Source organism: Telluria sp. Soil_C_11, assembly GCF_057657395.1.
On the sequence record NZ_JBDGIN010000005.1, the window covers coordinates 61,068 to 85,007 of the forward strand.

20 protein-coding genes are annotated in these 23,940 nt (G+C 69.3%); 8 read left to right on the forward strand and 12 right to left on the reverse strand.

The window, feature by feature from the left end:
• Position 1: 1 nt before the first annotated feature.
• From ctaD to AC3A6M_RS10630, 12 genes are all read right to left on the reverse strand, one after another.
• Positions 2–1,630 carry a cytochrome c oxidase subunit I gene (gene ctaD / locus AC3A6M_RS10575; RefSeq protein ID WP_487852682.1) on the reverse strand — a complete coding sequence of 543 codons (1,629 nt, stop codon included), beginning with the start codon at positions 1,628–1,630 and terminating at the stop codon, positions 2–4.
• Entirely contained in the window at positions 1,605–2,555 is a 951-nt protein-coding gene (coxB, locus tag AC3A6M_RS10580) for a cytochrome c oxidase subunit II (RefSeq protein ID WP_487852683.1), read from the reverse strand. Before coxB ends, ctaD begins: the two co-directional genes overlap by 26 nt.
• Positions 2,552–3,340: an SCO family protein gene (locus AC3A6M_RS10585; protein ID WP_487852684.1), complete on the reverse strand. Its 789-nt coding sequence runs from the start codon at positions 3,338–3,340 to the stop codon at positions 2,552–2,554. Before AC3A6M_RS10585 ends, coxB begins: the two co-directional genes overlap by 4 nt.
• Positions 3,337–3,669: a hypothetical protein gene (locus tag AC3A6M_RS10590; RefSeq protein ID WP_487852685.1), complete on the reverse strand. Its 333-nt coding sequence runs from the start codon at positions 3,667–3,669 to the stop codon at positions 3,337–3,339. Before AC3A6M_RS10590 ends, AC3A6M_RS10585 begins: the two co-directional genes overlap by 4 nt.
• Positions 3,662–4,693, reverse strand: a complete 1,032-nt coding sequence (locus AC3A6M_RS10595; protein WP_487852686.1) for a hypothetical protein — start codon at positions 4,691–4,693, stop codon at positions 3,662–3,664. Before AC3A6M_RS10595 ends, AC3A6M_RS10590 begins: the two co-directional genes overlap by 8 nt.
• Positions 4,690–5,310, reverse strand: coding sequence for a c-type cytochrome (locus AC3A6M_RS10600; RefSeq protein WP_487852687.1), 621 nt, complete (start codon positions 5,308–5,310; stop codon positions 4,690–4,692). Before AC3A6M_RS10600 ends, AC3A6M_RS10595 begins: the two co-directional genes overlap by 4 nt.
• Entirely contained in the window at positions 5,307–5,852 is a 546-nt protein-coding gene (locus AC3A6M_RS10605; RefSeq protein WP_487852688.1) for a DUF3341 domain-containing protein, read from the reverse strand. Before AC3A6M_RS10605 ends, AC3A6M_RS10600 begins: the two co-directional genes overlap by 4 nt.
• Positions 5,849–7,249 (reverse strand): NrfD/PsrC family molybdoenzyme membrane anchor subunit, encoded by a 1,401-nt coding sequence (gene nrfD / locus AC3A6M_RS10610; protein WP_487852689.1) that lies wholly within the window; start codon positions 7,247–7,249, stop codon positions 5,849–5,851. The genes AC3A6M_RS10605 and nrfD overlap by 4 nt, the downstream gene beginning before the upstream one ends.
• On the reverse strand, positions 7,246–10,077 hold the full coding sequence (locus AC3A6M_RS10615) for a 4Fe-4S dicluster domain-containing protein (RefSeq protein ID WP_487852690.1): 2,832 nt from the start codon (positions 10,075–10,077) through the stop codon (positions 7,246–7,248). The genes nrfD and AC3A6M_RS10615 overlap by 4 nt, the downstream gene beginning before the upstream one ends.
• On the reverse strand, positions 10,074–10,724 hold the full coding sequence (locus AC3A6M_RS10620; protein ID WP_487852691.1) for a cytochrome c3 family protein: 651 nt from the start codon (positions 10,722–10,724) through the stop codon (positions 10,074–10,076). The genes AC3A6M_RS10615 and AC3A6M_RS10620 overlap by 4 nt, the downstream gene beginning before the upstream one ends.
• A 112-nt stretch (positions 10,725–10,836) precedes the next feature.
• A complete protein-coding gene (locus AC3A6M_RS10625; RefSeq protein WP_487852692.1) occupies positions 10,837–13,434 on the reverse strand; it encodes a putative bifunctional diguanylate cyclase/phosphodiesterase in 2,598 nt (865 codons plus the stop codon).
• Between the two features lie 182 nt (positions 13,435–13,616).
• Positions 13,617–14,537, reverse strand: a complete 921-nt coding sequence (locus AC3A6M_RS10630) for a LysR family transcriptional regulator (protein ID WP_487852693.1) — start codon at positions 14,535–14,537, stop codon at positions 13,617–13,619.
• Positions 14,538–14,809: 272 nt separating this feature from the next.
• On the opposite strand from AC3A6M_RS10630, the gene AC3A6M_RS10635 reads away from it, so the two are divergent.
• The 8 genes from AC3A6M_RS10635 (at position 14,810) to AC3A6M_RS10670 (ending at position 23,932) form a co-directional block, all read left to right on the forward strand.
• The gene (locus tag AC3A6M_RS10635; protein WP_487852694.1) at positions 14,810–17,182 is read left to right on the forward strand and encodes a TonB-dependent receptor; all 2,373 of its coding nucleotides are present in this window, start codon (positions 14,810–14,812) and stop codon (positions 17,180–17,182) included.
• A 97-nt stretch (positions 17,183–17,279) separates the two neighbouring features.
• Positions 17,280–18,152 carry an alpha/beta fold hydrolase gene (locus tag AC3A6M_RS10640; protein WP_487852695.1) on the forward strand — a complete coding sequence of 291 codons (873 nt, stop codon included), beginning with the start codon at positions 17,280–17,282 and terminating at the stop codon, positions 18,150–18,152.
• A 31-nt stretch (positions 18,153–18,183) separates the two neighbouring features.
• Positions 18,184–19,389, forward strand: coding sequence for a substrate-binding domain-containing protein (locus AC3A6M_RS10645; protein WP_487852696.1), 1,206 nt, complete (start codon positions 18,184–18,186; stop codon positions 19,387–19,389).
• A gap of 1 nt (position 19,390) precedes the next feature.
• Positions 19,391–20,176: an ABC transporter ATP-binding protein gene (locus AC3A6M_RS10650; RefSeq protein ID WP_487852697.1), complete on the forward strand. Its 786-nt coding sequence runs from the start codon at positions 19,391–19,393 to the stop codon at positions 20,174–20,176.
• 4 nt (positions 20,177–20,180) lie between these two features.
• A complete protein-coding gene (locus tag AC3A6M_RS10655) occupies positions 20,181–20,918 on the forward strand; it encodes an ABC transporter ATP-binding protein (RefSeq protein ID WP_487852900.1) in 738 nt (245 codons plus the stop codon).
• Between the two features lie 7 nt (positions 20,919–20,925).
• Entirely contained in the window at positions 20,926–21,948 is a 1,023-nt protein-coding gene (locus AC3A6M_RS10660) for a branched-chain amino acid ABC transporter permease (RefSeq protein WP_487852698.1), read from the forward strand.
• Between the two features lie 2 nt (positions 21,949–21,950).
• Positions 21,951–23,036, forward strand: a complete 1,086-nt coding sequence (locus AC3A6M_RS10665; RefSeq protein WP_487852699.1) for a branched-chain amino acid ABC transporter permease — start codon at positions 21,951–21,953, stop codon at positions 23,034–23,036.
• A gap of 227 nt (positions 23,037–23,263) precedes the next feature.
• Entirely contained in the window at positions 23,264–23,932 is a 669-nt protein-coding gene (locus AC3A6M_RS10670; protein ID WP_487852700.1) for a choice-of-anchor J domain-containing protein, read from the forward strand.
• Positions 23,933–23,940 lie beyond the last annotated feature (8 nt).

A 23,940-nucleotide genomic window follows, 5' to 3' on the forward strand; every position in this document is an offset into this window, starting at 1 on the left:
CTCATTGGGTGGTGTAGGCGTAAGGGCCGCGCGCCACCACGGGCGGCTGGGCGAAGTTGTGGCTAGGGGGCGGCGAGGCCGTCTGCCATTCGAGCCCGGTGGCCTGCCACGGATTCGACGGCGCCGCGCGGCCGTAGCGCAACGACCAGGCCAGGTAGCCCAGCGGCAGCAGGTAGCCGACCGCCAGCGTCACGGCGCCGGCCGAGGACAGCACGTGCAGCAGCTGGAACTCTTCCGGATAGCTGTGGTAGCGGCGCGGCATGCCGGCATAGCCCAGCAGGTACTGCGGGAAGAAGGTCAGGTTGAAGCCGGCGAAGATGATCACGGCCGCCAGCCTGCCCCAGGCTTCCGAGTACATGCGCCCGGTGACCTTGGGCCACCAGAAGTGGATGCCGCCGAGGTAGGCCATCACCGAGCCGCCGACCATGATGTAGTGGAAGTGGGCGACCACGAAATAGGTATCCGACAGGTGCACGTCGAGCGCCAGCGCGGCCAGGAACAGGCCGGTCAGGCCGCCGACCGTGAACAGGCCGACGAAGCCGAGCGCGTACAGCATCGGCGCGCCGAAGCGGATGCGGCCCTTGTACAGGGTGGCGGTCCAGTTGAATACCTTGATCGCGGACGGCACCGCGACCATGAAGGACAGCAGCGAGAACACCATGCCGGCGTACACCGACTGGCCGCTGACGAACATGTGGTGCCCCCAGACCAGGAAGCCGATCACGGCGATGGCCAGGATCGCATAGGCCATGAAGCGGTAGCCGAACACGGGACGGCGCGCGAAGCAGGGAATGATCTCGCTGGCCACGCCCATCGCCGGCAGCACCATGATGTAGACCGCCGGGTGGGAATAGAACCAGAACAGGTGCTGGAACAGCAGCGGGTCGCCGCCCAGCGCGGGGTCGAAGATCCCGACCTGGAACAGGCGCTCGATCGCCACCAGCACCAGCGTCATGGCCAGTACTGGCGTGGCCAGCACCAGGATCAGCGAGGTCGCGTAGTTGGCCCACACGAACAGCGGCAGGCGGAACCAGCCCATGCCCGGCGCGCGCATGGTGTGCACCGTCACGATGAAGTTCAGGCCCGTCAGGATCGAGGAAAAGCCGACCACCAGCACGCCGGCCAGCGCCAGCACCACGTGCGAGTTCGAGAACATGGTCGAGAACGGCGTGTAGAAGGTCCAGCCGGTGTCGACCCCGCCGGCCAGCAGCGCCCACAGGACGATCGCGCCGCCCGCCAGGTACAGGTACCAGCTGGCCAGGTTCAGGCGCGGGAAGGCCAGGTCGCGCGCGCCGATCATCAGCGGCATCAGGAAGTTGCCCAGCACCGAAGGAATCGACGGGATCAGGAACAGCCACACCATGATCACGCCGTGCGCGGTGAACAGCTTGTTGTAGGTGTCGGCGCTGACCAGGTCGCCCTGCGGCGTGGCCAGTTCCAGCCGGATGATCGCGGCCGCGATCCCGCCGAGGAAGAAGAACAGCGTGATCGACACCGCGTACAGCAGGGCGATGCGCTTGTGGTCGCGCGTGGTCAGCCAGGACCGCAGCGTATGGCCCTCGCTCAGGTAGCTGGCGCCGGCCAGTGTGCCTTTTTCTTCGAGCTCAAGGTCGCTCTGTGCGCTGGTCATGTCCGCTCTCCCTGATGTATTCGATGATCGCCAGCAGGTCTTCCTCGCCGATCTGGCCGGCGAAGGAAGGCATGATGGGTTCGTAGCCCGCCACCACGTCCTTGCGCGGCACCAGGATGGAATCGCGCACATAGGCTTCGTCGGCGGTCAGTTCGCGGCCGTCCTGCAGGTGCACGCGCCGTCCCAGCAGATGGGTGAGGTCGGGCGCGTGCACGCTGGAGCCGGCGGCGTGGCAGCCGCTGCAGCCATAGCTGCGGAACAGCGCGAAGCCGCGCTCCGCCATGCCGGGCTGGCGCGGCCCCTCGGCCAGCCAGCGCGCGTAGTCGCTGGGCGGCATGACCACGATCTTCCCCGTCATCATCGCGTGCTCGGTGCCGCAGAACTCGGCGCAGAACAACCGGTATTCGCCGGCGCGGCTCGGGGTGAAGCCGATCGCCGTGTAGCGGCCCGGCACCGCATCCTGCTTGATGCGGAAGGCCGGCACGAAGAAACTGTGGATCACGTCCTGCGCGGTCAGCACCACCCGCACCGGGCGCCCCAGCGGCAGGTGCAGTTCGCCGACCTCGCGCCGGCCGTTGCGGTGCTCGGCCTTCCACATCCACTGCTTGGCCACCACGAACACCGGGGTGGCGGCCGGGTCGGGCCGGTACAGGGCGGCATAGTCGACCGCGCCCCAGGCGTACAGGCCGAGGAACAGCAGCAGCGGGATCACGGTCCAGGCGATCTCGACGCCGAGGTCTTTCGCCGGCGGATGGCCGCGCGCGGCTTTCGAGGACGCACGGTAGCGCACGCAAAACACGATCATCAGCGCCAGCACGCCCAGCGCCACTGCGCCGGTCAGCAGCAGCAGGCACAGCGCCAGGCTGTCCAGGCGGGTGGCGGATTGGGCGCCGTCGGCCGGCAGCAGGTAGAAGGGCGCGCTCATGCCCGCCCCCGTGCGAAGCGCCATGCCGCGCCGCCCAGGCCCAGCAGCGCCAGCAGCACGCCGGCGCGCACCGCCGCCATCGCCGCGCCGCTATGCCGGCCCACGGCCGGGTCGTAGTGCGTGCACAGCAGCAGGAGGCGTTCGCCCAGCGATGCTTCCCTGCCCTCGGCGCGGCCCGCGCGCGCGGCGGCGACGGCCGTGCGCAGCGCCGCCGGCTCGAAGCGCACGCCGGGGAAGTAGCGCACGATCCGCCCATCGGCGCCGGCCACCACGAAGCCGGCGGCGTGGGCGTATTCGCCGGTGGCCGGGTCGCGCGGCGCGCGGTAGCCCAGCGCCGCCTCGATCCGCGCCAGCGCCGCGGGGTCGCCCGTCAACATGCGCAGGTCGGCCTCGCCGCCCGGCAGCAGCGCGGCATAGGCATGCCGCCTGCTTGACGCCGCCGCGGCGCCGTCGCCTGGATCGATCGAGAAGCCGACCAGGCGGTAGCTGCCGGCCTCCATGCCGCTCAGCGCGAGCGCCTGCACCACGCCTTCGAACAGGGTGCTGCACAGGTTCGGGCAGCGGTAGTAGCCGGGCACCAGCACCACCGGCGCGCTGCCGAACAGGGCGCCCAGCGGCAGCGCAGCGCCGGTCTCGTCGCGCAGCATGGCGTCGAGCGGCAGGCGCGCGCCGATGGCAGGCGCAAAGCTGGCCGCCGGCTGCGGCGGCAGGCGCAGGGCCTGCGCCCCGGCCGGAGCCCAGCCCGAGCACAGCGCCAGGCACAGGACGAACGATGCGCGGCTCATCGCTTGCGCTCCTGTTGCGCGCGCGCCGCCGCCAGCCGCATCGCCTCCTCCAGCGGAATGTGGGCGATGCCGGCGCCGCGGTCGACCCAGCCGGTGCTCCCGAGGCGGCCTTCCTTTTCGGCGAAATAGGCGGCGCGCTCGTCCTGCGGCGCCGGCTGCAGGCGCGGCGCCGGGATCGCCGCCGGCGGCTGCGCCGTGTTCACGGCCGGCCCCAGGCGCTGCAGCAGCCACCACGAGCCGGCCACGGCGAACACGATCCCGCCCGCGATCGCCAGCGCCCCGCGCCGGATCGCGCGCACGTGGATGCCGTCTTCGTCGCGTTCAGACATGGACTTCCCTCCCCTTCGCGCGTGCGCCGCGCAAGGCCGGCCAGGCCAGCATGGCGGCGGCCAGCACCGGCAACGCCGCCGGCCACGCCCAGACGGCTTGCATGCCGCGCACCGACGGCAGCACCAGCCACCAGCAATCGAGCAGGTGCGCCGCCAGCAGGACCGCCGCCAGCACGCCCATCAAGCGCGGCGCGCGCTTGGCATGGCGCGACAGCAGGATGACGATCGGCCCGGCGCCGTGCAGGGCCAGAAGGCTCCAGGCCACGGCATGCCAGCCCGGCGTGTCGCGCCGCAGGTACCAGGCGATCTCGCGCGGCAGGTCGGCGGCCCAGATGATCAGGAACTGCACATAGGCCAGGTAGGCCCAGGTCATCACGTACATCATCAGGAGGTTGCCGAGGTCCGGCAGGCGCGGGCGCGCGGCGTCGCGGTCGATCAGCAGCACCGCCAGCGCCAGCCCGGTCAGCATCTGGCCGGTGCCGGCCAGCCAGCCGAACACGCTCGAATACCATTCCGGCTGCAGCGACATGATCCAGTCGACCGCCGCCAGCCCGCTCGAGAATCCATACACCAGCAGGCAGGCCGCGGCGCGCGCCGGCGAACGGTGGCGCGCGCGCAGTTCGATCCAGGACAGCAGGCTCCACAGGACCAGGTAGGCCACGCTGCGCACGGCGAAGGCGCCGGGCGCCAGCCACCAGCGGCGGAAGGCGGTGTCCGGTTCCAGCGCCGGCGTGCCGGCCCACGGGTACAGCAGCTGCATGCCGGCCAGCACCGGCAGGAACAGCAGGCAGGCCAGCGGCAGCCAGCGCGCCGCGCGCAGCAGCGGCGTGCGGATCGTCTCGCCCCAGCCGCCGCCGGTGAGCTGGTGCAGCCAGACGTTGGCCAGGCCGCCCAGCAGCGCCCCGGTGACGAACCACCACAGCGCCAGGTAGCCCGCCAGCAGCGCGCGCGCATCGGTGCGCCAGCCGAGCCAGCACAGCGCCGCCATCACGCAGGCGCCGATCAGGATCGCGGTGCGTCTCATGGCGCCGCTCCCGGTTGCGCGTCCAGGCGTGCCCTGAGTTCGGGCGGCAGGCTGGCGGCCGGCGCGTTCTGGCTCAGCTGCAGGGCGCGGATGAAGGCCACGATGGCCCAGCGGTCGGCCGGCTCGACCCGGTCGGCGTAGGGCAGCATCACGCCGTAGCCCTGCGTGATCACGTCGTAGATGTGGCGGTCCGGCGCTTCGCGCAGGCGCGGCTGGTGGAAGCTCGGCGGCGCCGGGAAGCCGCGCCGAACCACCAGCCCGTCGCCGTCGCCCAGCGGGCTGTGACAGGGCAGGCAGTAGATCATGTAGCGGTCGCGGCCCCGCTCCAGCAGGCGCATGTCGACCGGATAAGGGTTGGCCTGCGCGCTCTCGGCCGCGATGTCCGCCTGCACCGCCGCCCCGCCCGCGCGGCCGCCCGAGCTGTCGGCGAAGGCGCCGCGCGCGCGCGGCTGGGTGCCGGGCGGCGGCATGCGCGCGCTGGCGCCGTCCGCGAACAGCACGCCGGCGCCGAAGGTCTTGTAGCGCGGCTGGTCGTACATGTCCTGCCTGGCGCGCTCGCAGCCGCCCAGCAGGCCACCGAGCAGGCCGGACAGCATCACGACGACGACGGTCTTCATGCGGGCACCTCGCGCAGCAGCATGGGCTGCATGTCTTCCAGCAGCGCGCGCGCCGGCCCCGGCGCGAACACCGGGTCATGCGCGGGCAGGCACAGGAAGAAGCGGTTGCGGCTGGCCAGTTCGAATTCCTCGACCTCGAACAGCGGGTGGTGCAGGCGCGGCAAGCCGTTCTGGACCAGCATCGCCAGCACCGCCGCCAGCGCCGCGCCCAGGATAGTGATCTCGAAGGTGGCCGGGATGAAGGCCGGCCAGCTGTGCAGCGGGCGGCCGCCCACGTTGATGGGATAGTCGAGCACCGCCGCATACCACTGCAGGAAATAGGTTCCGCCACCGCCCAGCAGGCCGCCGACCAGGGCCGCCGGCGCGACCCGGTCGGGGCCGGCGCCGAGCACCTCGTCCAGGCCTTCGATGGAGAACGGGCTATAGGCTTCGGCGCGGGTGTAGCCGTGTTCGCGCGCCCGCTTCGCCGCGGCGCACAGCGCGTCCGCGGTGGGGAACTCGGCCAGCAGGCCGTACACGCCGGCGCGCATGGCTTCCCTCATTGCTTTCCCCTCGCGCTGTCGCGCACCAGCTCGCGCATCTCGGCCATCGAGATCAGCGGCAGGAAGCGCACGAACAGCAGGAACAGCCAGACGAACAGCGCGATCGAGCCGAACAGCGTGATCCAGTCCCACAGGGTCGGATAGAACATGCCCCAGCTTGATGGCAGGTAGTCGCGGTGCAGCGAGGACACCACGATCAGGAAGCGCTCCATCCACATGCCCGCGTTGATGGCCAGGCTGAGGACGAACAGCGCCGGCACGCTATGGCGCAGGCGGCGCCACCACAGCAGTTGCGGCAGCAGGATGTTACAGGCCAGCATGCTCCAGTACACGGGTGCGTAAGGCCCGGTCCAGCGGTTGAGCGTCATGTAGATCTCGTATTTGTCGCCGCTGTAGAAGGCGGTGAAGATCTCTGCCAGGTACCCGTAGCCGACCATCCAGCTGGTCGCCAGCAGCACCTTGGCCGCATTCGCAAGGTGGCGCCCGGTGATGAAATCCTGCAGCCCGAAGGCGGCGCGCAGCGGGATCGCCAGGGTCAGCACCATGGCGAAGCCCGAGAACAGCGCCCCGGCCACGAAGTACGGCGGGAAGATCGTCGAGTGGTAGCCGGGCGTGTTCCCGACCGCGAAGTCGAGCGAGACGATGGTGTGCACCGACACCACCAGCGGCGTGGCCAGCCCGGCCAGCAGCAAATAGGCGCGTTCGAAGCGCGCCCAGTGCCGGGCCTCGCCGCGCCAGCCCAGCGCCAGCAGGCCGTACGCGACCTGGGCGCCGCGCTGCCCGCGCACGCCGGCGCGGTCGCGCAGGGTGGCCAGGTCGGGAATCAGGCCCACGTACCAGAACAGCAGCGACACCGACAGGTAGGTGGCGATGGCGAAGAAGTCCCAAACCAGCGGGCTGCGCCACTGCGGCCAGACATTCATGACGTTCGGATACGGCACCAGCCAGTAGAAGAACCAGGGACGGCCCAGGTGCAGGATCGGGAAGATGCCGGCGATGCCGGCGGCGAACAGGGTCATCGCTTCGGCGAAGCGGTTGATCGAGGTGCGCCAGCGCTGGCGCAGCAGGAGCAGGACCGCCGAGATGAAGGTGCCGGCATGGCCGATCCCGATCCACCACACGAAGTTCCCGATCGCGAAGCCCCAGGCCACGGGGATGTCGACGCCCCAGATGCCGATGCCCTTCACCAGCAGCCAACTGACCGCTACCAGCAGCGCCAGTACGCCGCCGCAGGCGAGCAGGAAGGCGGTCCACCACTTCCAGCCGAAGCGGCCGGACAGCACGATGCCGGCGATCTTGTCGCTGACGTCGGCATAGCCCCAGCCGGCGCGCAGCTCCGGGATATCGCGCGAGCGGGGCGGCGTTGCCGCGGTATCGGGCGAGGGAGGCGGGTTCATTCCAGCTCCGGATCCGGGTTGACGACGCGCGCGGCATAGCTGGTGCGCGGCCGGGTATTCAATTCTTCGAGCAGCACGTAGTCGAGCTTCGAGGCCTTGGCGGCGACCACCTCGCTGCGCGGATCGTTCAGGTCGCCGAAGCGGATCGCCGCCGTCGGGCAGGCCGCCTGGCAGGCCGTCACGACTTCGCCATCGAGGATGCGGCGGCCCTGCTTTTCGGCGTCGATGCGGGCGCGCGTGATGCGCTGCAGGCAGTAGCTGCATTTCTCCATCACGCCGCGCCGGCGCACCGTCACTTCCGGGTTCTGCAGCGCCTTCAGGCTCTCCAGCTTCTGGTTCGAATACTGCAGGAAGTTGAAGCGCCGGACTTTATAGGGACAGTTGTTGGAGCAGAAGCGGGTGCCGATGCAGCGGTTGTAGACCTGCACGTTGAGGCCTTCGTCGTCGTGCACGGTGGCGCCGACCGGGCACACCTCCTCGCAGGGCGCGTGCTCGCAATGCATGCAGGGCACCGGCTGGAACAGGGTGCGCGCACCGGCACGGTAGCGGTCGACCCGGATCCAGTGCATGCTGCGGCCGCGCATCACCTCTTCCTTGCCGACCACCGGGATGTTGTTCTCGGCCTGGCAGGCGACCGTGCAGGCGGCGCAGCCGATGCAGGCGTTCAGGTCGATCGCCATGCCCCACTTGTAGTCGTCGTAGCGGCGCTCCGGATACAGCGAGGTCGTGCCGCCCCGCGCCTCTTCCGGCGTCCTGGCCGGCAGCGGGCGGCTCACTTCCGTCACCTTGACCGGATCGCGGCCGTGCATGTCGACCTCGCGCTGGCGCTGCGCCAGCACATGGCCGCGCACGGTGCGCGTCATCTGCAGGGGCACTGCTGCCCCCAGTGCGGCCTGCGGACGCAGCAGGTAGGCATTGAAGCCGACCCCGTCGCCGACCGAGCCGGCGCCGCTGCGGCCATAGCCGAGCGGCAGCGTGACCGCGCCTTCCGCCTGCTCGGCCAGCACCAGCACCGGCGCTTCCAGCGTGCGCCCGCCGGCCTCGAGGCGGACCACGTCGCCGTCGTGCAGGCCGGCGCGTGCGGCGGTGGCCGGGCCGACCAGGGCCGCGTTGTCCCAGGTGAGCGAAGTCTGGGGCCGCGGCAGTTCCTGCAGCCAGGCGTTGTTGGCGAACTCGCCGCCGTCGACGGCCGGATCGGGCGCGAAGCGGGCGACCAGCGGCGGCGCGGCCAGCGCCGGCGGCGCGATCGGCGGCACGGTGCGCACAGTGACGGCTCGGGCGGCGCTGTCCGGCACGATGCCGCGGCGCAGCGTCTCGCGCCACGCGTCGTCGAAAGGCCCCTCCAGCGCCGCCTGCCAGGTCGCGCGCACCAGCGCATGGCCGTCGCGGCTGCCCTCCCCCAGCGCCATGGCCAGCAGCGCATGGGCCGAGCGCCCGCCGTACAGCGGCGCGATCAGCGGCTGCACGACGCTGGCCGTGCCGTCATAGGCGCGGGCGTCGCTCCAGGCTTCGTAGCAATGCGCCAGCGGCAGGTGCCAGCCGGCCGCGCGCGCGGTCTCGTCGCGGTACAGGCCGAGATGCGCGCTCAGGGGCACGCGGCGCAGCGCCTGCGCGAAGCCCAGTGCGGGCGGGGCGGCGTACACCGGATTCGTGTCCAGCATCAGCAAGCTGTCGACCCGTCCCGCCTGCATGTCGGCCGCCAGTTCCGCGAGCGCGTCCGCATGCGACGGCGCGCCCGGCGCCACCGGTTCGACCCAGGCGACGGCGCCGTCCTGCGCGCCGAGGCGCTGGTTGAGCAGGTGGACCAGGGCGCGGCTGGCCGGGCTCAGGGTCGCGCCGGCCACCACCAGCGCCCTTCCCTGCGCATCGCGCAATGCCTTCGCCACCGCGGCTTCCCATCGCGACGTGGCCGCGTCGGCCGCGCTGCCGGCGCCGGGCGCCGCGCCCAGCATGCCGGCGATGCGCCACAAGGCTGCTTCGATCTCGTGCGGCGCGCGCGCCAGGCGCTCGTCGGCATAGGCGCCGGTCAGGGTCGGCGTGGATTCCATCGCGTACAGGCGATTCGCGGCGGGATCGGCGCCCAGGCGGCGCGGCGCGGTGAAGGCGCGCGCATGCGCCAGGTGGGCGCCTTGCCCACCCTCGGCGCCGAACAGGTCGGCGTCCAGGGTCAACACCACGGCGGCACGCTCCAGCCGGTACAGCGCATCCAGCGGGCGCCCGAACGCCAGCGTGGCCGCGGCCGCCGCGCCGTCGTCGTGCAGAGGATCCCAGGCATGCCAGCGCATCGCCGGATAGCGCTCCCGCAGCGCCGCCAGTTGACGCGCCAGCGTGGGCGAGGTGACGCTGCCGGTCAGGACGCGCAGGCCGGCCCCGCCGTCGCGTGCGAAATGCGGGCGGCGCGCTTCCCAGGCCGCCTCGAAGGCCGCCCAGGTCGACAGCTCCGTGCCTTGTTGCACGGTTTGCGAACGGTCCGGATCCCACATCTGCAGGATCGAGGCCTGGGTGAAGACGTCGGTGGCCCCGCGTCCCGCCGGATGGTCGGGATTGCCCTCCACCTTGGTCGGCCGGCCCATATTGGTCTCGACCAGCACCCCGTGCGCGAAGCCGCGCCGCACGAAGGCGGTGGCGTAGAACAGCGGCAGCCCGGGCACGTCCTGCTCGGGCATGCGCACATAGGGCACGATGGTCTCGGGCGGCGGCCCGCTGCAACCGGCGCCGGCCAGCGCCGCGGACGCCGCCATCAGCTTCAGGAAACGGCGCCGCGCCGGCGCATCCTGGCCGAGTTGCGGGCCATGGATCGGGATGACGGGATGGCCGGGGCGCTTCATCTGTGGCAGGTCGAGCAGTTGGTCAGCGCGTTGGCGTCGCGCAGGCGGTACAGCCGGTCGAGCTGGCGCACTTCCTCCGGGCTGAGAGGCCGCTGCGGCGCCATCGACAGCACCTTGGACAGGGGCCGGATGTGCTGCGGCGCATTGCGGTGGCAGCCCAGGCACCATTGCATTTCGAGCGAGGCGGTGCGCCAGGTCAGCGGCATCTGGTCCACCCGGCCGTGGCATTCGACGCAGGCCACGCCCTTGTTGACGTGGATATCGTGCTCGAAATAGACGAAGTCCGGCAGGTCGTGCACGCGCACCCACTGGATTGGCCGGCCCGTGCGCGCGCTCTCGTGCAGCGGCGCCAGCGCCGGGGAGTCGACGAACAGCTGGGAGTGGCAACTGAGGCAGATCGAGGTCGAGGGCATGCCGGCAAAGCCGGATTTCTCGACTGAAGTATGGCAGTAGCGGCAGTCGATGCCGTCGTCGCCGACGTGGTGCTTGTGGCTGAAGGCGATCGGCTGCTTGACCGGTTCCATGATGCCGTTACGCGGCGTCATTTCCCAGCGCGCCGCCGCGATCGCCGCCACGACCACACCGGCGACCGCCAGCAGGACGAGCTTGATGACGAGGACGGCAGGCTTGGAAAATGGCGGCGCCATTGGACACGCAGATCAGTTCCGAAAATGGATTGGTATCATTGGAGTTGTATTTTTATTACTCTCGCTAGTATAGGCGAGTGCGCGGATCCCCTCCGCACGCTTGAAACGCCGCTCAGGAGGTGAGCCGCTCGGCCTGGCCGGCCAGCAGCGCCGGCACCGCCGCGGCGTCGAGCGGACGTGCGAACAGGTAGCCCTGGTATTCGTCGCAGCCCAGTTCACGCAGCATCGCCAGCTGGGCTTCGGTTTCGACGCCTTCGGCGACGATGCGCATCTTCAGGCCGTGCCCGAGCGCCACGATCGACCGCACGATCGCCGCGCTATCGGCGTCCTGCCCCAGGTCGCGGACGAAGGCGCGGTCGATCTTCAGGCACTGCACCGGAAAGCGTTTCAGGTAAGCGAGGCTCGAATGGCCGGTGCCGAAGTCGTCGATCGACAGCTCGACGCCCAGCGCACGGATGCCGGCCAGCACGCGCTCGACGACATCGATGCGGCTCATGGCGATGCTCTCCGTGATCTCCAGCTCCAGCCCATCCGGCGCGAGACCGGCGGCGGCCAGCGCCTCCTCGATCGAGCGCAGCAGGTCTTTCTGATAGAACTGGCGAATCGACAGGTTGACCGCCACTCTCGGCTGGACGCCGTGCGCGCGCTGCCAGGCGCTGGCCTGCGCGCAGGCGCTGCGCAGGACCCAGTTGCCGATCGGGAGGATCAGGCCGGTCTGCTCGGCGATCGGGATGAAGCGCGCCGGCGGGACCTGGCCGAGCAGCGGGTTATGCCAGCGCAGCAGGACCTCGAAGCCGGCGATGCGCCCGCTCGCGATCTCGACCTTCGGCTGGTAGGCCAGGCTCAGCTCCCTGCGCTCCAGGGCGCGGCGCAGCTGCTCCTCGATCGACAGCCGTTCGTCGAGCTGGACATGGGTGGAGTCGGAATGGAAATGCACCGGCTCGCCGCCCTCGCCGCGCGCCCGGTGCTTGGCGATGTCGGCCAGGCGCATCAATTCGTTGACCGAGCCGGCGTCCAGCGGGTACACCGCGATGCCGATAACGGGCTCCAGATGGAATTCCCGTTCGCGCACGCGCACCGGTTCCGACAGCAGCGCATGCAGCCCGAACGCGAAGTCGTCGACCCGGCCGTGCTCCGGGGCGGCCGGCAGCAGCAGGCCGAACTCGTTGGCTTTCACGCGCGCCGGGCAGACCGCCTGCGGCGCCAGGCTGCCCAGGCGCGCGGCCACCTGGAGCACCGCCTCGTCGCCGGCTTCGTGGCCCAGCAGGTCGGCCACCTCGTGCAGGCGTTCGAGCGCGACCAGGATCAGCACCACTTGTCCGCCGTCCACGCGCGCGGCCTCGATCGCCTCGCTCAGGGTGCGGCGCAGGCGGTCCTGGTTGGGCAGTCCGGTCAGCGGATCGAAGTCGGACAGCCAGGCCAGGCGCAGTTCGACCTGCTTGCGTTCCGTGATGTCGGCCAGGCTGTTGACGATCTGCCCCGGATGGCCTTCGATGTCGAGGCGCGCGGCGAGATGCAGCGCGGTGCGCGTCTCGCCGGCGCCGTTGCGGATCTCGGCCTCGCGGGTATGTACGCCGCCGCCCGCCGCCGCCGCGTACAGCCGTTCGCGCGCCGGCGCGCCATGCGGGTCCAGCACCTCCGTCTCCGGACGCCCGTCCAGCATCTCCCCGGGTTTGCCCGTGAATTGCCGGAAGGCCTTGTTGAACAGGACGATGCGGCGCTGCGCGTCGAGCACCCAGAGCGGCGTGGCGAGGCTGTCGAGGATCGAATTCAGGTAGCGGAAACTGTGGGTCAGGCGGCTCTCGCTGCTCTCCAGGCGCGCGATCAAGGTTGCCTGGCGCGCGGCTTCGCGCCCGCTCCGCCAGGCCAGCAGCGCCAGCGTCGCCGACAGCAGCGCCCACGCCAGCACGCCCACCAGCAGCCAGCCGCGCCAGACCGCCAGGGTATCGGCCTTGTCGCGCCCGGTGATGATCACCAGCGGGTAGCCGGCGACCGCGCTGTAGCCGTACAGGCGGCGCTTGCCATCGGTCGGGCTGGTCGTCTCGAAGGCGCCGACGGGCGCGCGCGGCAGGTGGACCTGGAACAGCGGCGTGTTCAGGAAGGACCGTCCGATCGCGTCCGGCAAGGTGGGGCTGCGCACCAGCATGATGCCGTCGCGCCGCAGCAGGGTGACCGAGCCGCCGCTGCCGAGGTCGGAGGAGGCGAAGATGCGCTGGAAATAGGCGGCGTCGGTCTCGATGACGATGGAATCGCCGGCGCCCGCGGGCAGCGCGCGCGCCAGCGTGATCGTCGCGTGGCCGCCCGCCCCGCCGCGGGCGCCGAGGGCGACCAGCGCCGGACTGCCCTGCAGCGGCGCCGGCACACCGTTCCCGGCGTGCGCGGCGGCAGCGGCCACACGGGACTGGCCATCCGGCCCGACAAAGTAGACCCGGGCGCCCAGGTGGTCGAGCGCGGCGTCCGGCGCGGCCGCGCCGCCGGCGCCGTGCGCCAGCGCCGTGTCCAGCGCCAGCATCGCATAGTGGGCCTGCGCGGCATAGGCGGCCGCCAGGTTGCGCAGGTTGGTCTGTTCGCGCTCGATGGTGCTGCGGTAGCTGGAAAACAGCAGGCCCGCCAGCGCCAGCGTGATGGCGAAAATCAGCAGTCCCGTCGTGCCGAGGGCGCGGGCGACACGCCGGTTGTCCGGCAGGGCGGTGGGCTGAAATTGGTCCATGAGCCAGTATAACGCGCCCCCGCACGGCCCACGACGCACGGCAGGGGCGGGCTGGCTCCGGCGGGCCGGTCAGCCCGGCATGGCGGACAGCGCCAGCACGTAGCGTCCGTCAGGCACGCCGCGGATCGGCGCCAGGTCGGCCATCCGGCCAATGCCGTCGATGAAGCCCGGGCGGATCGGCATCACGCCGCCCGCCCGATATCGCCCTTCTCCCACCACAGCGAGGGATTGTTGTCGGCCAGGTCGCGCAGCAGGTCCCACACCACCTTCACGCGGCGCAGGCGGTACAGGTCGGTCGGCGCGGCCAGCCAGAACGAGCGCTCGGCGTAGAAGCCGGGCAGCACCGGCACCAGCCGGCCGTCGTCCGGAATCGCATAGGGCGGCGCCATCATCAGGCCCATGCCCAGCGCCGCCGCCTCGACCTGGGCGCCCATGCCGAGCGAGCAGAAGCGCCGGCGCGGCGTGAAGCCGAGTTCGTTCAGGTAGGACAGCTCGCGGCTGGCCAGGCGGTCCTGCACGTAGTCGACGAAGTCGTGGCGCTCGAGGTCGGCGTGGGTGCGGATCGGCGGATGCCGGGCCAGGTAGTCCGGCGAGCCGTACAGGTAGAAGCGGAAGGTGGCCAGGCGCGTGACCACATAGCGGCCGGTCGCCGGCGGGTCGAGCATCACCCCGAGGTCGGCCTCGCGGTTGGCCAGGTTGGCGAAGCGCGCCAGCGACAGCATCTCGATCGACAGGTCGGGATGCGTGTCGAGCAGCTTGACCAGCAGCGGCGCCACCACCCTCACCCCGAACACGTCCGGCACGCCCAGCCGCACCACGCCCTGGGCCCCGACCTCGGTCCCACCCAGCTGCTCGACCGCGGCCAGCGACGCCCCTTCCATCGCCTCCGCATGCGGCAGCAGCGCATGCCCCATTTCGGTCAGCTCGTAGCCTTCTCGCGAGCGGTCGAACAAGGTGGTGCCGAGCTGGCTCTCGAGGCGGTCGATGCGCCGCGCCACGGTCGTGTGCTCGACTTCCAGACGGCGCGAGGCGCCCGACAGCGTACCGGCGCGCGCCAGTTCGAGGAAGTAACGCAGGTCGGTCCACTCGGGCAGGCTATTCATATGATGATTGTCTGATATCAACAACAGATATTGTGCACCAGTGCACATTTCGCTGCCAGGATTTTCCTCGACCCCGGTCCGGGCCAACGCATCGCCCCGAATGAAACTGCCGCTCTGCCAGGCACATGCATATTTGCCTCAAGAGTTCCCTGTGCATTTTCGCACACCGGCTGAGCGCGTTGTTATCTATTCAACGAGACTTGAGCAATGCAAACTTCATCCGTGCGAAAACCTGAACGCATGCCGCTATCGATAATATTTGGAGACATACAATGCGTCTTACTGAAAAGAAACTGATGCTACTGAACCGTTCCGCCATCTCTACTGCCGTCCTGCTGGCGATCTATGGCGGCGCGATGGGTGTGGCCCATTCCCAGGAAGGCGCGGCCTCCACCACCAGCGCTCCCGCCGCTGCCGCTGCCGATGGCGACATCAACAAGGTGGTCGTGACGGCGCGCCGGCGCACCGAGCTGATCCAGGACGTGCCGGGCGCGGTGACCGCCGTCACCGGCGCCGAGCTCGAGAAACAGGCCATCCCCGACATCACCGTCCTCACCGATAAGGTGCCGAACACCACGCTGAAGACCTCGCGCGGCACCAACACCACCCTCACCGCCTTCATCCGCGGCATCGGCCAGCAGGACCCGGTCGCGGGCTACGAACAGGGCGTCGGCATCTACCTCGACGACGTCTACCTGGCCCGCCCGCAAGGCGCGCTGACCGACATCTACGACCTCGAGCGCATCGAAGTGCTGCGCGGACCGCAGGGCACCCTGTACGGCCGCAACACCATCGGCGGCGCGGTCAAGTACGTGACCCGCAAGCTGGCGCCGAAGACCATGCTGGAGGCCAAGGCAACCCTCGGCAACTACGGCGAGAAAGACCTGGTCCTCAAGGCCAGCACGCCGGTCTCCGACATCCTGCGCATCGGCGGGACCGTCGCCACCTTCAACCGCAACGGCTTCGGCCACAACGTCCTCAACGGCAAGGACAACTACAACAAGGACGTGCAGGCGGCCCGCGTCAGCGTCGAACTGACGCCGAACAGCGACCTGTTCGTGCGCTTCGCCGCCGACCGCACGGTCGACGACTCGGAACCGCGCGCCGGCTACCGCCTGACCCCGGGTCCGGCACCGGCCAGCATCCAGCCGCTGGCCGGCGACTACGATACGCGCGCCAACCTGTACGCGGTCAGCGGCCACAAGCAGGAGGTGATCAACCAGGGCACCTCGCTGCTGCTGGAATACACCATCGATCCGACCCTGAGCTTCAAGTCGATCAGCGCGATCCGCAAGTCGCACTCGTATGCGCCGATCGACTTCGATTCGCTGGAGACGCCGCTGTTCGAAGCGCCTAGCATCTACGCCGACAACCAGAAAAGCCAGGAATTCCAGCTGACCTACACCGGTTCGAAGCTGCAGGGCGTGGCCGGCGTGTACTACATGAAGGCCAACGCCTTCAACAAGTTCGACGTGCTGTACAACGCCGCCGGCGGCCTGTCGCTGCTCACCTACGACGACATCGACACCACCACCTGGGCCGCGTACGCCGACGCCAGCTACAGCCTGACCGACACCTTCAATATCAGCGTCGGCGGCCGCTACACCGACGACCAGCGCCGCGCCCGCATCTTCAAGGCGACCTACTTCGGCCTGGCCGGCTCGTCGGTCATGGGCAACCCGAACGCCGTCATGGCGGGGGTGCCGAACACCGACCTCGGCAAGGACGACCTGGACCGCACCGACAAGAAGTTCACGCCGAAGGTCGGCCTGGGCTGGAAGATCGCGCCGGAACACAACGTCTACGCCACCTGGTCCAAGGGCTTCAAGGGCGGCATGTTCGACCCGCGCATGGACCTGGGCGGGAAGCCGACTTCCACCACCTCGCTGGCCAAGCGCAAGGGCGTCGATCCGGAAGAAGTCAGCTCCGTCGAACTGGGCCTGAAGTCGTCGATGAACGGCGGCCGGCTCCAGACCAATGCGGCGGTGTTCTATACCGACTACAAGAACGTCCAGATTCCCGGATCGATCGCGACGTATGATGCCAACGGCAACGTGAACGGCTTCGCCGGCACCCTGACCAACGCCGGCAAGGCCAAGATTTCCGGCCTCGAGCTGGAAGCGATCGCCTACCTGACCAACGCGCTCAGCGTGAGCGCCATGTACAGCCACATCAATGCGAAGTACAAGGAATGGATGGTCTCGAACGCCACCGGCACCGGCCTGGTGAACATCGCGGGCAGCACCGAGTTCCAGAACACGCCGAAGAACGCCGCCAACCTGAGCGTCAACTACGACTGGCCGCTCGCGCTGATGGGCCGCGCCGGCACGCTGAGCCTGATGAACAGCGTGGCCTACAAGAGCAAGGTCTACCAGACCGAGATTGCCCGGCCGACCGGCGTCCCCACCCTGGACGTGACCGTTCCGGGCAATTTGATGCTGGCCCAGGGCGGCTACGGGCTGTGGGACGCGGGCCTGGTGTGGACCAGCGCCGACCGCAAATACCAGGTCGGGCTGCACGGCCGTAACCTGCTCGACAAGCGCTACAAAGTGGCAGGCTACAACTTCTCGACCTTCTTCAACTCGGTCACCACCTTCTACGGCGATCCGCGCACCGTGCGCGCAACGCTCGACGTGAAGTTCTGACCCCTGCCCGATGGCCGAAGGCGCCCGCGCGGCGCCTTCCGGGCGCCTTTTCGCAGGCCTTATGCGTAGCGAATAAACGCAATCAACACGGGGCTCCATGTCCAACTACACTGAACTCAGCTTTACAAGCGGCGACGGCCTGCGCCTGTACGCGCGCGACTACCCCGCCAGCGCGGGGCCCGGGCGCCTGCCGGTGATCTGCATTCACGGGCTGACCCGCAACGCGTCCGACTTCGACGAGCTCGCGCCGCTGATCGCGGCCACCTCGCGCCGTGTGCTGGCACTCGACGTGCGCGGACGCGGCCACTCCGAACGCGATCCGAATCCCGACAACTACAACACGTCCGTCTACGCGAAGGATGTCGCCGGGCTGATGTCCGGCCTCGGCATCGCCCGCGCCGTCTTCGTCGGCACCTCGATGGGCGGCCTGATCACCATGACGCTGGCGGCGCTGCACCTCGACCTGGTCGCCGCCGCCGTCCTCAACGACATCGGCCCGGTACTGTCCGAAAAAGGCCTGGCGCGCATCGCTGGCTATGCCGGCAAGGCGGCGGCGCTCGGCTCCTGGGACGAAGCGGCGGCCGCCGTCAAGGACATCAACCTGTGCGCCTTCCCCGACAATTCCGACGAAGAGTGGGGCAAGTGGGCGCGCCGCGCCTTCGAGCAGGATGGCGAAGGCCGGCTGGCGCCGCGCTACGATCCAAATATTGCGATTGCACTACAAACCGGTAAACTCCGTCCGACATCCCTGGCGGCGCGCAAGGCCTTCCGCAAGCTGGCGCAGGCGCGCCCCGTCCTGCTGGTGCGCGGCGAACTGTCCGACCTGCTGGAAGCGCGCCAGGCCGACTGGATGCGCCGCGCGGCGCCAGGCATGCAGTATGTCGAGGTGCCGAAGGTCGGCCACGCGCCGATGCTGACCGAGCCGGCGGCGCTCGAGGCGATCCTGCGCTTCCTGGCGAACGTGCCGTGAACCGAACGCTGTAAAAAAACGAGGAGACCACATGAAACGCATCAAGCCCATGATTCCGCCAGTCCGCGCCTCCCTGCTGGCCGCCTTCATCGCAACGGCAGGCGGCAGCGCGCTCGCCGCCCCCGACCTGAAGGTGGCCCTGATCGCCGGCAAGACCGGCGCGCTGGAAGCCTATGCCAAGGAGACCGAGACCGGTTTCATGATGGGCCTGGAATACCTGACCGGCGGGAAGATGGAAATCAACGGCCGCAAGATCAAGGTGATCGTCAAGGACGACCAGGGCAAGCCGGACCTCGGCCGCACCCTGCTGGCCGAGGCCTACGGCGACGACAAGGTCGACATCGCGGTCGGCACCACCTCGTCCGGCTCGGCGCTGGCGATGCTGCCGGTGGCGAAGGAGTACAAGAAGGTGCTGGTCGTCGAGCCGGCCGTGGCCGACGAGATCACCGGCGCCAAGTGGAATAAATACATCTTCCGCACCGCGCGCAGCTCGATGCAGGACGCCCTCGCCGCCGCCTCCACCCTGAAGGGCGGCAGCGTGGCCTTCCTGGCCCAGGACTACGCCTTCGGCCGCGACGCCATCAAGGCCGGCAAGGAAGCGCTGGCCGCGACCGGCAGCAAGGCCAAGGTGGTGCACGAGGAATACGCGCCGGCCGCCTCCACCGACTTCACCGCGCCGACCCAGCGCATCTTCGACGCCCTGAAGGACAAGCCGCAGCCGCGCGTGCTGGCGATCGTCTGGGCCGGCCCGAACCCGCTGAACAAGATCGCCGACATGAAGCCAGAGCGCTACGGCATCGCCCTGGCCCCGGGCGGCAACATCCTGCCGGTGATGAAGACCTGGAAGGCCTACGCCGGCACCGAGGGCACCATCTATTATTACTACGGCTTCCCGAAGAACAAGATGAACGACTGGCTGGTGGCCGAGCATACGAAACGCTTCAAGGCCCCGCCCGACATGTTCACCGCGGGCGGCATGGCGGCGGCCGGGGCGGTCGTTGCGGCGCTGTCGAAGGTGCCGAACGCGAACGGCGACCAGCTGGCGGCGGCGATGGAAGGCATGTCCTTCGAGACGCCGAAGGGCACGATGACGTTCCGCAAGGAAGACCACCAGGCCCTGCAGCCGATGTACCACTTCCGCATCAAGAAGGACCAGAAGAACGAATGGGACCTGCTGGAGCTGGTGCGGGAAATCCCGGCCACCGAGCTGCCGCTGCCGGTGCGGAACAAGCGCTGACATGGCACAGCAGCAGGAACTGCGATCCTCCCCGCCTTCCCTGTCCACCCGCGACCTGACCATCCGCTTCGGCGGCCATGTCGCGGTGAACGGGGTGACGGCCGAGTTCCATCCGGGCACCCTGACCGTGATCGTCGGTCCCAACGGCGCCGGCAAGACCACCTATTTCAACCTGGTCTCGGGCCAGCTGGCGGCGACATCCGGCAGCGTCTTCGTGGACGGGCGCGACATCACCCGCCTCGGCCCCGCCCACCGCACCCGCCTGGGAGTGGGACGCGCGTTCCAGTTGACGAATCTTTTTCCGCACCTGACGGTGCTGGAGAACGTGCGCCTGGCGGTGCAGAGCCGCGCCGGCATCGGCCTGAACATGTTCTCGGTCTGGTTCGGCCACAAGGCCATCATCGAGCGCGCCGAGCACTACCTGGAGCGGGTGTCGATGATCGCCAAACGCGACGCCATCGTCGGCACCCTGCCCCACGGCGACCAGCGCAAGCTCGAGGTGGCGATCCTGCTCGCCCTCGAACCCGCGATCCTGATGTTCGACGAGCCGACCGCCGGCATGAGCGTGGACGAGGTGCCGGTGGTACTCGAGCTGATCCACCAGGTCAAGCGTGACGCCAACAAGACCGTGCTGCTGGTCGAGCACAAGATGGATGTGGTGCGCTCGCTGGCCGACCGCATCATCGTGATGCACAACGGCACCCTGGTGGCGGACGGCGAGCCGCGCGAGGTCATGCAATCGAAAATCGTACAGGAAGCCTATCTTGGAACACCCGAAGTTGTCTGATCCGATGCCCGGTCTGGCGGCCGAACCCATACTGACCCTGTCCGGCGTCCACACCCACATCGGCCAGTACCACATCCTGCAGGGCGTCGACCTGGCGGTGCCGCGCGGCGGCCTGGCGGTCCTGCTGGGCCGCAACGGCGCCGGCAAGACCACGACCCTGCGCACCATCATGGGCCTGTGGAAGGCCAGCGCCGGCAGCATCGTGTTCGACGGCCGCGACATCACGAAGCTGTCCACGCCCGACATCGCGCGCGCCGGCATCGCCTACGTCCCCGAAAGCATGGCCGTGTTCTCGGAACTGACGGTGCGCGAGAATCTGTACCTGGCGGCGCGCAACGGCCCGCTGGACCAGGCGCGAGTCGACTGGATCTGCGGCTTCTTCCCGGCCCTGAAGAAATTCTGGAACTACCCGGCCGGCAACCTGTCCGGCGGCCAGAAGCAGATGGTGGCGATCGCCCGCGCGATCGTCGAGCCGAGGAAGCTCTTGCTGGTGGACGAGCCGACCAAGGGCCTGGCCCCGGCCATCGTGCAGAGCCTGATGACGGCCTTCCGCGAACTGAAGGACACCAGCACCACGATCCTGCTGGTCGAGCAGAATTTCCATGTCGTGCGGACCCTCGGCGACAGCGTCAGCGTGATGGACGACGGCCGCGTCGCCCACGCCGGCCTGATGCACGACCTTGCCAACGACGAGGCGCTGCAGCAGCGCCTGCTCGGACTTTCCCTGGACTCCCATCAATGAGCCATCCATGAGCGCAACCCTTCCCATCGCACAGCAGGCCGATGCACCGCTGCCGGCAGCCAGGCGCGACCTCGCGCCGCTGCTGCTGGTGCCGGCCCTGGCCCTGGCCGTGCTGCCCTTCGTCTCGATGCCGACCTGGGTCACCCTGACCGTCGCTGGTCTCGCCATGGGCATGATGATCTTCATAATGGCCAGCGGCCTGACCCTCGTGTTCGGCCTGATGAGCGTGCTGAATTTCGGCCACGGCGCCTTCGTCTCGGTCGGCGCCTTCTCCGCCACGATGGTATTGCTGCCGATGCGCGGCTGGCTGGAAGCCGACTCGCTGGCGGCCAACCTCGGCGTGCTGGGCCTGGCGGTGCTGGTGGCGATGGGGGTCACGGCCCTGCTGGGCTGGGCCTTCGAGCGCATCGTCATCATGCCGGTCTACGGCCAGCACCTGAAGCAGATCCTGATCACCATGGGCGGCATGATCGTGTCCGAACAGCTGATCAACGTGATCTGGGGCGCCGAGCAAATCCCGCTGCCGCTGCCGAGCACCCTGCGCGGCGCCATCTTCCTGGGCGACGCCGCGATCGAGAAATACCGCCTGCTGGCGGTCGCGGTCGGCCTGGTGGTGTTCGCCGTCATGTTCCTGACCCTCAACCGCACCAAGATCGGCCTGCTGATCCGCGCCGGGGTCGAGAACGGCGAGATGGTGGAAAGCCTGGGCTACCGGATCCGCCGCCTGTTCGTCGGCGTGTTCGCGGCCGGCTCGGCGCTGGCGGGCCTGGGCGGCGTGATGTGGGGCCTGTACAAGGAGACCCTGGTCGCCAGCATGGGCAGCGAAGTCATGATCATGGTCTTCATCGTGGTCATCATCGGCGGCCTGGGTTCGGTGGGCGGCTGCTTCATCGGCTCGCTGCTGATGGCCCTGCTGGCCAACTACGCCGGCTTCCTGGCGCCCAAGCTGGCGCTGGTGTCCAACATCGTGCTGATGATCGCCATCCTGCTGTGGCGTCCGGCCGGCCTGTATTCGACCTCGCGAGGCTGAGCATGCCGATCAAACTCCTTTCCGGCGACCTGCCGCGCAGCCGCGCCCTGACCGCCCTGCTGCTCCTGATCCTGGCCGGGCTGCTGCTGGCGCCCTTCCTGTTCTCCGGCGCGCGGCCGCTGAACACGGCGGCCACCATCTGCGTCTACATCGTGCTGGTGGCTTCCTACGACCTGCTGCTGGGCTATACCGGCATCGTCTCCTTCGCCCATACCATGTTCTACGGCATCGGCGCCTACGGCATCGGCATCGCCCTGGCGAGCAGCGAGGAGCCGACCTGGGGCATCGTCTTCGCCGGCCTCGGCCTGGCCCTGCTGCTGACCGTCGCCCTGGCTTTCGTGATCGGCCTGTTCGCGCTGCGCGTGCGCGCCATCTTCTACGCCATGATCACCCTCGCGGTGGCGTCCTCGTTCGCGGTGCTGGCGTCCCAGCTGTCCGACTTCACCGGCGGCGAGGATGGCCGCACCTTCAGCGTGCCGGAAATATTGTCGCCGGGCTTCACGCTGGTCGGGAACGAGGTGTTCGGACGGTCCATCGACGGCAAGCTGATCACCTACTACATCGTGTTCGCCGGCTGCCTGCTGCTGTTCCTGTTCCTGCTGCGCCTGGTGAATTCGCCGTTCGGCCGGGTGCTGCAGGCGATCCGCGAGAACGAATTCCGCGCCGAGGCGCTGGGCTACCGCACCGTGGTCTACCGCATCTGGGCGAACGTGCTGGCGGCCGTCGTGGCGGCCCTGGCCGGCGCCCTGATGGCCCTGTGGCTGCGCTACGTCGGCCCCAAGACCTCGCTCGGCTTCGAGGTCATGACCGACATCCTGCTGATCGTCGTGATCGGCGGCATGGGCACGATGTACGGCGCGGTGGTCGGCGCCGCCCTGTTCATCCTCGCGCAGAATTACCTGAAGACCCTGATGGGCCAGGCCGCCGAGGCCTTGTCGGGCATGCCGATGCTGGCCGCCGCCGTGCATCCGGACCGCTGGATGCTGTGGCTGGGCGTGCTGTTCATCCTCTCGATCTACTTCTTCCCGATCGGCATCGTCGGCAAGCTGAGGCTGCGCCGCTACCTGGCGCGGCGGACTGCCGGCTGATCTCCGAGGCGCCTCCGGGCGCCTTTTTTTCGCCCTTCCCCCATCCGCCGGGTGCACCCCGCGCCCCCGGCCGGCCAGCACGGCAGTACTTCCCAGGTTCAGTCCGCCGCTTAGCCGAAGATCAAGGCTGGTGGTCGTCCCGATCATAAGATGAACTCAGCATGGCCTCGTCGACCAGCCAGCGCGAGCGGATCACCATCCTACTGGCTTCCAGGAAAGGGCTTTCCATGAAACCCGGCAACAAACAATTCGCGGCAGCGGCGTTCTCGCCGGCCGCGCCCGGCGCTCCGGCCGCGGAGGCCTCGGGCGTCGAGGTACTCAACGAAGGATTCGGCAACGTCGGCGGCCTGGACGGATGGGTCCAGGTCAACCGCAGCGAGCCACCGGGCAATGGCTGGTTCCAGGGCAACCCCGGCCTGTTCGCTTCCCATACCGGCGCCGCCGACGCCTATGCCGCCGCCAACTTCCTCAGCGCCGCCAGCGGCAGCGGCACGGTCGACAACTGGCTGATCACCCCGGCCCTGGACCTGTCGGGCACCACGGTGCTCACCTTCTTCACCCGCCACGACGCCACGCCCGGCTTCAACGACATGCTCGAGCTGCGCTTCTCGTCCGGCGCGGGCCTGGACCCGGCCGCCTTCACCACGGTGCTCGCCACGCTCGGCGGCACGGCCGGCTACCCGACCGACTGGGAGGCATTCAGCGCCACCGTGGCCGTCAACGGCAGCGGCCGCTTCGCATTCCGCTACTTCGGCCCTGCCGATACCCTGAACTATGTCGGCCTGGATTCGGTCAGGGTGGTGACGGCGGTGCCGGAACCGTCCGCGCTGGCGATGCCGGGGGCGGGGGCGGGCCTCGGCCTGCCCGGCCTGCGCCGCCGCAACGTCCACGCCTGACCGGAGGA

What these genes read in the sequence shown, in the direction of transcription:
- AC3A6M_RS10615 (WP_487852690.1), bottom strand. Translation starts at nt 10,077, where the DNA reads ATGAAGCGCCCCGGCCATCCCGTCATCCCGATCCATGGCCCGCAACTC.
- AC3A6M_RS10660 (WP_487852698.1), top strand. Translation starts at nt 20,926, where the DNA reads ATGAGCGCAACCCTTCCCATCGCACAGCAGGCCGATGCACCGCTGCCG.
- AC3A6M_RS10585 (WP_487852684.1), bottom strand. Translation starts at nt 3,340, where the DNA reads ATGAGCCGCGCATCGTTCGTCCTGTGCCTGGCGCTGTGCTCGGGCTGG.
- AC3A6M_RS10635 (WP_487852694.1), top strand. Translation starts at nt 14,810, where the DNA reads ATGCGTCTTACTGAAAAGAAACTGATGCTACTGAACCGTTCCGCCATC.
- AC3A6M_RS10645 (WP_487852696.1), top strand. Translation starts at nt 18,184, where the DNA reads ATGAAACGCATCAAGCCCATGATTCCGCCAGTCCGCGCCTCCCTGCTG.
- AC3A6M_RS10640 (WP_487852695.1), top strand. Translation starts at nt 17,280, where the DNA reads ATGTCCAACTACACTGAACTCAGCTTTACAAGCGGCGACGGCCTGCGC.
- AC3A6M_RS10605 (WP_487852688.1), bottom strand. Translation starts at nt 5,852, where the DNA reads ATGAGGGAAGCCATGCGCGCCGGCGTGTACGGCCTGCTGGCCGAGTTC.
- AC3A6M_RS10630 (WP_487852693.1), bottom strand. Translation starts at nt 14,537, where the DNA reads ATGAATAGCCTGCCCGAGTGGACCGACCTGCGTTACTTCCTCGAACTG.
- AC3A6M_RS10625 (WP_487852692.1), bottom strand. Translation starts at nt 13,434, where the DNA reads ATGGACCAATTTCAGCCCACCGCCCTGCCGGACAACCGGCGTGTCGCC.
- AC3A6M_RS10655 (WP_487852900.1), top strand. Translation starts at nt 20,181, where the DNA reads ATGCCCGGTCTGGCGGCCGAACCCATACTGACCCTGTCCGGCGTCCAC.
- AC3A6M_RS10670 (WP_487852700.1), top strand. Translation starts at nt 23,264, where the DNA reads ATGAAACCCGGCAACAAACAATTCGCGGCAGCGGCGTTCTCGCCGGCC.
- ctaD (WP_487852682.1), bottom strand. Translation starts at nt 1,630, where the DNA reads ATGACCAGCGCACAGAGCGACCTTGAGCTCGAAGAAAAAGGCACACTG.
- nrfD (WP_487852689.1), bottom strand. Translation starts at nt 7,249, where the DNA reads ATGAACCCGCCTCCCTCGCCCGATACCGCGGCAACGCCGCCCCGCTCG.
- coxB (WP_487852683.1), bottom strand. Translation starts at nt 2,555, where the DNA reads ATGAGCGCGCCCTTCTACCTGCTGCCGGCCGACGGCGCCCAATCCGCC.
- AC3A6M_RS10665 (WP_487852699.1), top strand. Translation starts at nt 21,951, where the DNA reads ATGCCGATCAAACTCCTTTCCGGCGACCTGCCGCGCAGCCGCGCCCTG.
- AC3A6M_RS10590 (WP_487852685.1), bottom strand. Translation starts at nt 3,669, where the DNA reads ATGTCTGAACGCGACGAAGACGGCATCCACGTGCGCGCGATCCGGCGC.
- AC3A6M_RS10650 (WP_487852697.1), top strand. Translation starts at nt 19,391, where the DNA reads ATGGCACAGCAGCAGGAACTGCGATCCTCCCCGCCTTCCCTGTCCACC.
- AC3A6M_RS10595 (WP_487852686.1), bottom strand. Translation starts at nt 4,693, where the DNA reads ATGAGACGCACCGCGATCCTGATCGGCGCCTGCGTGATGGCGGCGCTG.
- AC3A6M_RS10620 (WP_487852691.1), bottom strand. Translation starts at nt 10,724, where the DNA reads ATGGCGCCGCCATTTTCCAAGCCTGCCGTCCTCGTCATCAAGCTCGTC.
- AC3A6M_RS10600 (WP_487852687.1), bottom strand. Translation starts at nt 5,310, where the DNA reads ATGAAGACCGTCGTCGTCGTGATGCTGTCCGGCCTGCTCGGTGGCCTG.